Raw genomic sequence first — 9,129 nt, forward strand, 5'->3', positions numbered from 1 at the left:
TAGCCAGCCCCTCCACTGTCTTCCGACTTATATTAAGGAGTTCGTTCAGCAATCTGGAGGGGAACTCCTGGAACTTCCCGTCTTTCAAGTCGGCTAATGTCGGCTTACCCTTCCTCCTCCACTGGACTGCATATTCCTTTAAACGGTACGCACCAACTTGTATCCGGACACAAACCTGGATTTTCTTCACAAAGTAAGCTCGCGTAATAAGGATTCTTTTTACTGAGATTTTTAAAATAACAGACAATCTCGTGATTGCGATTGGCCAAACTATTCAACTGAAATGAGATCGGATACTTCGTCTTCACATGCTCATAGGTTATTCCGTCCTTCGTAAACGGAGGCGGATACGATCGTTCCGGCAAGGTTGGAATAATGTCATGAATATTGACAATGCGAATGCTGTTCTTAACCGTTAGATCGAATTTTGATGCAAACGTAGGGCTTGCGACACGTGGGCTTCCGTACGTATATACAATAGGTTTCGTAAAGGGAGTGTTAACTGCAATATCATAAGCAGCCAGTACGGCTAAGGCTCCTCCTAAACTATGGCCTGTCACGAACAGTGTTTTCGATGTAAAAAGCTTGCTAAGTTCTCTAATCAACGCTACCCTTGCTGAATGATAGATACATGTGAATCCGCGATGAGTACGTCCAGATTCGGGGACAAAAGGATACGGAATCTGATATAAATCTTGATCCGACTCATTGTCCTTAAATGTTCGGGTTCCTCTGAAGACGACAATGATTCGATGACTGGATTGCGCAATATAACCGAACACTTCCTCCTCCGGCTCTTCAACGCCAGCAAGAGCACGAATGATCAATGATACGGAAAATCCCTTGGGGAGTACAAATGGTTCTTGTGCAAATAGTTGATAGGCCTGATGGATCATGGCTGATAGCAAGATGGCGTCTTCTGCGTCAAAACGATGTTCTAGTTTGGATACTTTCATCTAGGCCGCTCCCTTTTCTCATCAATTCTTCTTCCTCTAGCATGTTCCCCCAAACGGAACACAAATTTCGGGATTGGGGCAAAAACCGGGATTGTTGCTGCATAACACATCCGCGAAAACAGGGGCTTTCTCGCTGAGAGATGTGAAGTAACATGCAATGCTGTCATTTCGAGTAACCGTATTCAGTTGAAAGGCAAGCGGGTACTTAGTTTTGACATGCTGATATCGTATCCCCTGCTTCGTAAAAGGAGGCGGATAATGCTGGGCAGGAAACGTGGGAAATGAATCATGGATGTTCACAATCCGCACCTTATTGGCAATCTCACGATTGAACCGATTAGCAAAGCGCGGATCTCCAATACGGGGACTGCCGTACGTATATATGATGGGATTATTAAACTTGGTATTTACGGCAATGTCTAGAGCGGCTAACGTAGCCAGAGCTCCACCGTAGTTGTGGCCGGTAATATATAGTTTCTTTGTGGCAGACAGTTGATTCAGCACCTGGATTAATTTGGATCTTGTTGAGCGATAGATACATGTAAATCCACGAGAGGTATTCCCGGCATTAGGAACATAGGGATACTGTACCTGTAATATGTCATAGGCGGCTAACAGATCTTCAGGATAGGCCGCATATCCTCTGAACGCGATAATGATTTGATCTGGGGACTCTGCAATAAAACCAAATACGATTTCAGTAGGATTCTCAACATTTGCAAGTGCACGAATCGTATAGATAAGCTTATACTCCGATGGCAAGACAAGTGTTCCTTCTAAGTACAATGGATACGTCTGATAGCACATAGCAGCAAGCAAGATTGCAGTCTTGCTATGAAAAGATGACCCCATATCAATGATTCTCCTCTTATATCCAAGTCGATCAATTTTTATGATGAACTTAATTATTAACGGGGTTAATGAACTTGATTCTCCCCTATTCTGAGTATATGCCCAGCTGATTGATATGGTGTTCTTCGTATATATGCCTGTTGGACCATACGACACTACCCTAGAAGTTTTTGTATACGCCACTGGTACCCTGTCGTGCATGCAAATGTATGCTTTTGGTTTGGAGCGCATTTCCAATTATATACTCTCCTGGTTCGAAATTTGACTGGCCCTCTTTTTTTATTTATCACTTTCGCCATACAGCTGTGAGGCCTGAGAAAATATGCTGAGTCCGCAAGTAGGTGAAATGGTGAAATTGCACATATTTAAGCTACCAAAAACAAACTAATTGCCACAGAAAACATATAATGATATATTTTTAATGCATAGAAATTTATGGGTATAACTATGTTGTTGTCACATGGTACTACCTACTTCAGCTCGGATCCTTCCTGCCAAGTTACGCATCCACTTGAGACCTACCTCATGATCAACTATTGAACTTCCTGTCTACGTTCACGATAACGCAACTCGATTCCGAAATCCCTCAAATTAACACCCAATCACTCAACGACAAGAATCAGCTACTGCTACTTCATGATGCCGCTCCCATCGCTCTAGAATACGTCTATCACGTTTCGACAGTATCAAATGCATTTCTTTTCTACCACCCTGGTCAACAGATCTATTCGTTATGCGGGGAACTGATATAAGCTCCTATGAGAGTTTATATAATCAGCATATGAAGGAGGTGTGATTTGATTATTACAGCGGTTATACATTGCCAATAAAATGAATGAAATGGAGGAAATTCATGATGTCTACTTTATGTTCATCTGGAGCAAAACGGTTTAACTTTCTTTTTGCTGTCGGCACTGTGCTCGTGCTTCTCTTCGCGATGTCCCTCATACTCGGGGATAAGGCATTCGCACACGGTAACGTGACCAACAGCCGTGCAGGTCTTTGTGCAGACGGCGTCAATAAGAACTGTGGAGAGATTATTTATGAACCTTATAGCGTGGAAGGACTTAAGGGGTTCCCGGCGGGAGGCCCGGCCGATGGGAAAATTGCAAGTGGTGCTGTTGGCAGATTTGCTCCTCTTGACGAGCAATCTGCGACGCGTTGGACTAAGGTTAATTTAAGTCCAGGACCGACGACATTTAATTGGAAAATTAAAGTGCCTCACGCAACGACAAGCTGGAAATATTACATCACAAAGCAAAACTGGAATCCTAACGCACCACTTACTCGCGACTCCTTCGATTTAACTCCTTTCTGCAACGTGCCTTACAACGGTAAATTACCAGGCAACACATATTCCGACACTTGCAATGTTCCGAGCCGAACTGGGTATCAAGTCATTCTTGCAGTTTGGGAAATTTCCGATACCTTGAATGCCTTCTATAATGTCATTGACGTTAATTTTGGTGGGAACGTTGATAATGTAGCTCCGACTGCCCCAGCTGGTGCAGCGGTATCCAATATTGGGGCGACAAACGCAACGATCACTTGGAGCGCATCCACGGACAACGTTGGCGTAACCGGCTACCAGATCTTTAACGGATCCAACCAAATCGCAACGACAAACGGAGCGTTAACTGCCAACTTGACAGGTTTAACATCGAATACTTCGTATACGATTACAGTAAAAGCTGTTGATGCCGCAGGAAATATATCCGCAGCAAGCAATGCGGTAACCTTCACGACGCTTCCTGTGACTGGTCCAGATACAGTAGCTCCTACAGCGCCAAGCAGCCTTCATGTCATGGGCAGCTCGACTTCCACAACAGTCCCATTAATGTGGAACGCTTCTACGGATAATGTTGGAGTTACGGGCTATCAAGTATTTCAAGGCACGACGTTGATCGCGACTGTCTCAGGTTCAACTGTGGAATACCTTGTCACGGGTCTGACGGCAAATACTTCGTATTCCTTCACCGTTAAAGCGATTGATGCTGCTGGCAACGTATCGTTAGCAAGCAACGTTCTAAACGTCACTACACCGTCCGCCCCTACTACATATCCGTCCTGGAGCGCAACGACCGTGTATGTAGCCGGAAATAAAGTAACGCATAACGGTGTGAATTATGAAGCGAAATGGTGGACGCAAGGCGAAACGCCAGGTTCTTCAGGCGCTGATGTGTGGAAAGTAATCCCTTAGAATCGGCGCGCTATCAATTAGCTATGCAAATAGCCGTCAGCATTGAGATGCTGACGGCTATTTTTGGGTTGTTCGGGATCTTATATATTTTCCTGCTTCAACGCATCGATAATGTTCTCCTTCTTTACCTTGGCACTGGAATATAACATGGCCGCACTGACAATTACGAATACGGCAGCGATGACAGAGAGAATACTTATCCAAGAAAAAGTAAACTCAAAAAGATAGCGTTGCGACAATGTTCTATGAATGAAATACATGACGACGAAGCTTAGAGGAAGGCCGTACAAGAGCGATTTCACTCCATAGAAAATGCTCTCATAGTTCATCATTTTCGCAAAGCCTTTAGGCGTCATTCCCACTGATTTCAGCATCGCGAATTCCCGCTTCCGAAGCGATATGCTCGTCGAGATTGTATTGAAGATGTTCGCGATTGAAATAGCTGAAATCAAAACAATAAATCCATATGTGAAGACGGACATGATCAAAATCCCTTGTTCTTCCATTACTCTAGACTTGTATTCATTCAAAAAGGACAGATTAGAATCTCCGAATTCTTCAATCTCTTGCTGTGTCTTCAAAGGATCTTTGCTTTTTAAAAATAATTGAGACTGACCATAAGCCTTAATCTTTTCGTCAATGAGTCGCTCCAAGACATGTTTGGATACGACAATATCTAACTCGCCTACTGCTGACGAACGCATCCCCATTGGCAATTGATCCGTCTTCGCAGCAATGGTTACCTCTTTTAAATCTGTTTCTTTATTTGTTTCATCGCTTGTATAGCTCAACTGAAGACTTTGTCCGATTTTTGCATGAATAGCTTTCGTTTGCACAAATTTATTGGTCGCCTCGTCCTTATATTGAATCGTATCCACCACGATCGCGGCGGGATGATCTGGATTCAACAGCTGCTCGACATTTGCGCCAACCGCTTTGGCATAGGCTTGCAAGCTCGAGTCGTTCATTGCATTAATCTTTATGCTATAAAGGTATTTCCCTTCCTTCAGTACACTCCGATCCTTCTTGACCGCTTCTTGCAGCTCATCGGCGATTGCCGCTTCTTCGATCCAGGCGTTGACCATGTAACTTTTCGTCACATTGTATTCGCTCACATCGTCAAGGGATACAATCGATTGAACCGTCGTCTCGTCCATTTGTTTCCCATTGTTGTACCAGACTTGAATGTCGTAATTAACACCTTCCTGTGAGAGTGCTAGGGATTGCTTTAGATTGGCGGTATAAAATGACACCGTTAAAAACAGGACGATGCTGATTATGAGTGAAAATACAGTGGCATGGTATCTCCGTTTATTTCGTTTTATATTTTTCAATCCGATTTCGGCTTCGATGCCGAATAGCTTGCGCATGAGCTTCGACGTTTTCACGGCTCTCCTTGTAAGCTTCACATCGGAAGTTTGGCGAATTGCGTCAATAGCAGAGATTTTGGAGGCTTTTATCGCCGGGATAAATGTCGAAATGAAAATCGTCAACATCGAAACCACACAGGCAATCAGGAGCGACATTGGAGTGATGATGAGAGTTAATTTTTCCGAAGTCCCAAGTGCCCCTTGGATAATGGGATTGATGAGCAAGAAGGTAATCCCTATCCCGGCAAGACCACACAGGATCCCGATGGGTATGCTGATTATCCCTATAATGACACCTTCGAAGAACACCGAATTCCGCTTCTGCCGCTTGGTAGCCCCGACGCTTGCAAGCATCCCTAGATGACGGGAACGCTCCGAGACAGATATCGCAAACGCATTGTAGATCAACGAAATCGAGCCGATGATGATGACTGCCATGATGATCGCCGATATGGAAAATAATTCGCTTTTCGATATGCCATAATAGCGAAGTAAACGGTAATTGTATTGGACGGAATCGATGTTGTTGCTTTTCGCCAGCTGTTTAGCATGATCGTATAAGGAACGATCAACGGTTTTCAGGACAACTGCCGCATTGACTCGATCTGTCGCCTTGATATAGGATTCATCGATATAGTTAATGATGGTATATCCAGGGGACCATGCTGGTTCCATGACAGGACGTTTGATGAAGCCTACCACCGTGTATTCCTTGTTCGTGATTTGCTGTATGGATTCAGTCAATTTTCCATCTTCACGGCGCAATGAACTCGTTTGATCCAGCGGTTGATCGCTGCCCTTCTCGAATCGTACACCGACTGACAGCGTTAAGTGGTCGCCGATTTCATAGTTCACCTTTGCGTTCTTCACTATAGTTTCCGATATCACGACTTCCATTTCCGTTTGAGGCAGTCGTCCCTTGCTCAACTGAATGGGGAAATGCGTAAAGCCTTGTGCATTATACGCCTGGATAAACAAATAGGGCTTGCTTGAATTGTCCGCCCCTACTAACGGGGCATATCCGAGGTCTTTGGTGATCGTGATTGATTTGGTTGCATCATCGTTCTGAATGGCTTCAAGCTGTTCTTTGCTTACATTTTGATAAAGGACATGCCATTCTCCACTCTCTGCGATGGTTTGCCTTTTCATGAGATCCAAAAAAGAAAAGCCAAGCGTTGCCACAGCCGTCACCATAGCAACCGAAATGATGACGCCTATGATCGTAACCAGCGTGCGCCGCTTATTTTGCTTCAAATGTCTGATCGTGAGCGTATTGACGATGTTCATGGACGGATCACCTCGTCCTTGGCAATCCTTCCGTCTTCTATGGAAATAATCCTATCGGCCTGCAGGGCGATTCGCTCGTCGTGTGTGATCACGATCAGCGTCTGTTGATAGGTTTTATTTAACATCTTTAACAAGTCAACGATCTCACTGCTATTTTTGCTATCTAAATTCCCCGTGGGCTCATCTGCAAGCATGATCGCAGGATTGCTAATGAGCGCTCTGCCGATCGAGACCCTTTGCTGCTGTCCGCCAGATAGCTGATTAGGCAGGTGGTTTAGCCGATGCTTCAAGTTCAATGTCCCTACAAGCACGTCCAATTGCTTCTTATCTACCTTTTGTTTATCCAGCAAAAGCGGCAGCGTCATATTCTCTTCCACGGTCAGGACGGGAATGAGATTGAAAAACTGATAAATCAGCCCGATTTGTCTCCGCCGAAAGATGGCCAGCTGCGTTTCGTCCAAGGCATACATGTCCGTATCCTGAACGAATACTTTGCCGCTAGTTGGCCGATCCACACCCCCCAGCATATGCAGAAGTGTCGATTTCCCCGATCCAGACGGTCCAATAATTGCGACAAATTCTCCTTTTCGTACGGAAAAAGATACATCGTCAAGCGCTTTTACCGCCGATTCGCCTTTCCCGTATTCTTTAGACAGATGTTCGATTCGTAAAATGTCCATGTGTTAACCTCCATAGCTTTGCTGATGGATATCATTTTATCTGTCCAACATGACTATCCAGTGACTGTGAAAGTGACGATTTAGTCACTTTGGGTTAAATGACCTGCTTATACAATTTAATCCGAAACTCGGTCCCGTTTTCGCCGTCACTCCTCACATCGATCACTCCGCCCTGACTTGCGATAATACTGTGAGCCATGGCCAGACCGATGCCGATACTCCCCTCACTAGCATGCTTCCCTTTATAAAATCGTTTGAAAATGTAAGGCAAATCTTCTTTTGGTATGCCCTTGCCGTTGTCGGCAATGACAATTTCCGTAAATAACGCATTTTCCGTATATGAAATGGCGATTGCTCCGCCTTCCTGCGTATGCTCGACGCCATTTTTCAAAATATTGATGAGCGCTTCACTTGTCCAATTGAAATCACCTATAAATGAGACGTTGTCACCTCCATTGATCGAAACTGTCTGTTCCTTAATATCCATCGGTATCAGGACAGGCTCTAGCGCCTGCTGGATAAGCTGTTTAACCAATACTGGCTCTTTTTTGAATGGAATTGTTTTGGCATCCATTTTCGAGAGCTTTAGGAGAGATGACACAAGCCAATCGATTCGCTCCAGTTGAATTCGAATGTTGTGGGTGAATTCCATTCTTTTGACTGGCGGCAGATCAGCGCTGCTTAACAAATCGGCCATTACCGTCATGGAAGTAAGCGGCGTCTTGAGCTGATGTGAGATATCCGAAATGGCGTCCGTCAATTGCATTTTGTCCCGCTGCAGCAGTGAGCGCTGCTCGGATAGCATAAGTGTCACTTTGTATATATCGTTCTTCAAAATGCTGAGCTCGCCTTCTTGGTTATCGCGTACGTCGAGCGAATCATTGCCGCTGCTGATTTCGCGCAAATAAATTGAAAGTTTCTCAAGTTCTCGATATCTCCATCTCGTACATGCCAAGCAGCTTCCTATAAGCAGAAGCGACAAGATAACAACAAGTGCCAATGCAGCAGGCGATATAAAAGCAGCGACGGCGATCGCTGCTGCACTGATTGTGACCATAACTGTCAATAGGATTTGTATTTCTCGATTGCGGAGCATCTAATCACCCACCTTGTAGCCGAATCCACGGATCGTTTTAATCATTGCCGGATGCTGTGGATCATCCTCCAGCTTTTCTCGCAGCCTCTTGATATACACAGTTAGCGTATTATCGTTTACGAATTCGCCGGCAACATCCCAAATCTGCTCCAACAGCTGATTTCTCGTGAGAACCTGCCCAATATGATTGGCAAAGATCAGCAGCAAGCGGTATTCTAATGCGGTCAATAGGATTTCAGCCCGATCCTTGTACACTTTGCCTTCCAGCGTATTGATACGCACATTCCCGATATCAATGATTGTTTTTGCCTGCGATGGTTTATGGTATCTCCGCAACACCGACTTGATCCGTGACAGAAGTTCGCGAACTCGAAAAGGCTTCGTAATATAATCATCGGCCCCCATATCCAGACCCATGACGACGTTGACCTCATCGTCAATCGCGGTTAAGAAGATAACCGGAATATCTTGCCGCTCCTTCACCATTTTACACAGTTCATACCCGCTTCCATCTGGAAGCGACAAATCGAACAGACATAACGCAAATTGATCAATGTTTTCAGTGAGCATTTTCTTAGCTGATGCGACATCATGGCACAACAGGGTATCAAATTGATCCTGCTGCAGTGAATATTCCAATCCGGACGCGATCGTTTTATCGTCTTCTACAACTAATATCTTCATCACT

General features: G+C 44.7%; 7 protein-coding genes. 1 reads left to right on the plus strand and 6 read right to left on the minus strand.

The genetic code is table 11. The features are described from left to right. Positions 1–104 precede the first annotated feature (104 nt). Both BLS15_RS16905 and BLS15_RS16910 read right to left on the minus strand, forming a co-directional pair. The gene (locus BLS15_RS16905) at positions 105–956 is read right to left on the minus strand and encodes a lipase family protein (protein WP_090512841.1); all 852 of its coding nucleotides are present in this window, start codon (positions 954–956) and stop codon (positions 105–107) included. A gap of 36 nt (positions 957–992) precedes the next feature. After that, positions 993–1,808, minus strand: a complete 816-nt coding sequence (locus BLS15_RS16910) for a lipase family protein (RefSeq protein ID WP_090512845.1) — start codon at positions 1,806–1,808, stop codon at positions 993–995. 853 nt (positions 1,809–2,661) lie between these two features. On the opposite strand from BLS15_RS16910, the gene BLS15_RS16915 reads away from it, so the two are divergent. Next, the gene (locus BLS15_RS16915; protein WP_028532817.1) at positions 2,662–4,008 is read left to right on the plus strand and encodes a lytic polysaccharide monooxygenase; all 1,347 of its coding nucleotides are present in this window, start codon (positions 2,662–2,664) and stop codon (positions 4,006–4,008) included. Positions 4,009–4,088: 80 nt separating this feature from the next. On the opposite strand, the gene BLS15_RS16920 is transcribed toward BLS15_RS16915, so the two are convergent. The 4 genes from BLS15_RS16920 to BLS15_RS16935 all read right to left on the minus strand — a co-directional run bounded on the left by BLS15_RS16920 (position 4,089) and on the right by BLS15_RS16935 (position 9,125). Further along, positions 4,089–6,665, minus strand: coding sequence for an ABC transporter permease (locus BLS15_RS16920; protein WP_090512848.1), 2,577 nt, complete (start codon positions 6,663–6,665; stop codon positions 4,089–4,091). After that, a complete protein-coding gene (locus tag BLS15_RS16925; protein ID WP_090512851.1) occupies positions 6,662–7,345 on the minus strand; it encodes an ABC transporter ATP-binding protein in 684 nt (227 codons plus the stop codon). The genes BLS15_RS16920 and BLS15_RS16925 overlap by 4 nt, the downstream gene beginning before the upstream one ends. Positions 7,346–7,439: 94 nt before the next feature. Next, positions 7,440–8,441 (minus strand): sensor histidine kinase, encoded by a 1,002-nt coding sequence (locus BLS15_RS16930; protein WP_090512855.1) that lies wholly within the window; start codon positions 8,439–8,441, stop codon positions 7,440–7,442. Continuing rightward, on the minus strand, positions 8,442–9,125 hold the full coding sequence (locus BLS15_RS16935) for a response regulator transcription factor (RefSeq protein WP_021255661.1): 684 nt from the start codon (positions 9,123–9,125) through the stop codon (positions 8,442–8,444). It abuts the gene before it with no gap. Positions 9,126–9,129: the final 4 nt, after the last annotated feature.

This window comes from Paenibacillus sp. cl6col (genome assembly GCF_900102125.1).
GTDB classification, from domain to species: Bacteria; Bacillota; Bacilli; order Paenibacillales; family Paenibacillaceae; genus Paenibacillus_B; species Paenibacillus_B suaedae.

What these genes read in the sequence shown, in the direction of transcription:
- BLS15_RS16930 (WP_090512855.1), bottom strand. Translation starts at nt 8,441, where the DNA reads ATGCTCCGCAATCGAGAAATACAAATCCTATTGACAGTTATGGTCACA.
- BLS15_RS16905 (WP_090512841.1), bottom strand. Translation starts at nt 956, where the DNA reads ATGAAAGTATCCAAACTAGAACATCGTTTTGACGCAGAAGACGCCATC.
- BLS15_RS16925 (WP_090512851.1), bottom strand. Translation starts at nt 7,345, where the DNA reads ATGGACATTTTACGAATCGAACATCTGTCTAAAGAATACGGGAAAGGC.
- BLS15_RS16910 (WP_090512845.1), bottom strand. Translation starts at nt 1,808, where the DNA reads ATGGGGTCATCTTTTCATAGCAAGACTGCAATCTTGCTTGCTGCTATG.
- BLS15_RS16935 (WP_021255661.1), bottom strand. Translation starts at nt 9,125, where the DNA reads ATGAAGATATTAGTTGTAGAAGACGATAAAACGATCGCGTCCGGATTG.
- BLS15_RS16920 (WP_090512848.1), bottom strand. Translation starts at nt 6,665, where the DNA reads ATGAACATCGTCAATACGCTCACGATCAGACATTTGAAGCAAAATAAG.
- BLS15_RS16915 (WP_028532817.1), top strand. Translation starts at nt 2,662, where the DNA reads ATGATGTCTACTTTATGTTCATCTGGAGCAAAACGGTTTAACTTTCTT.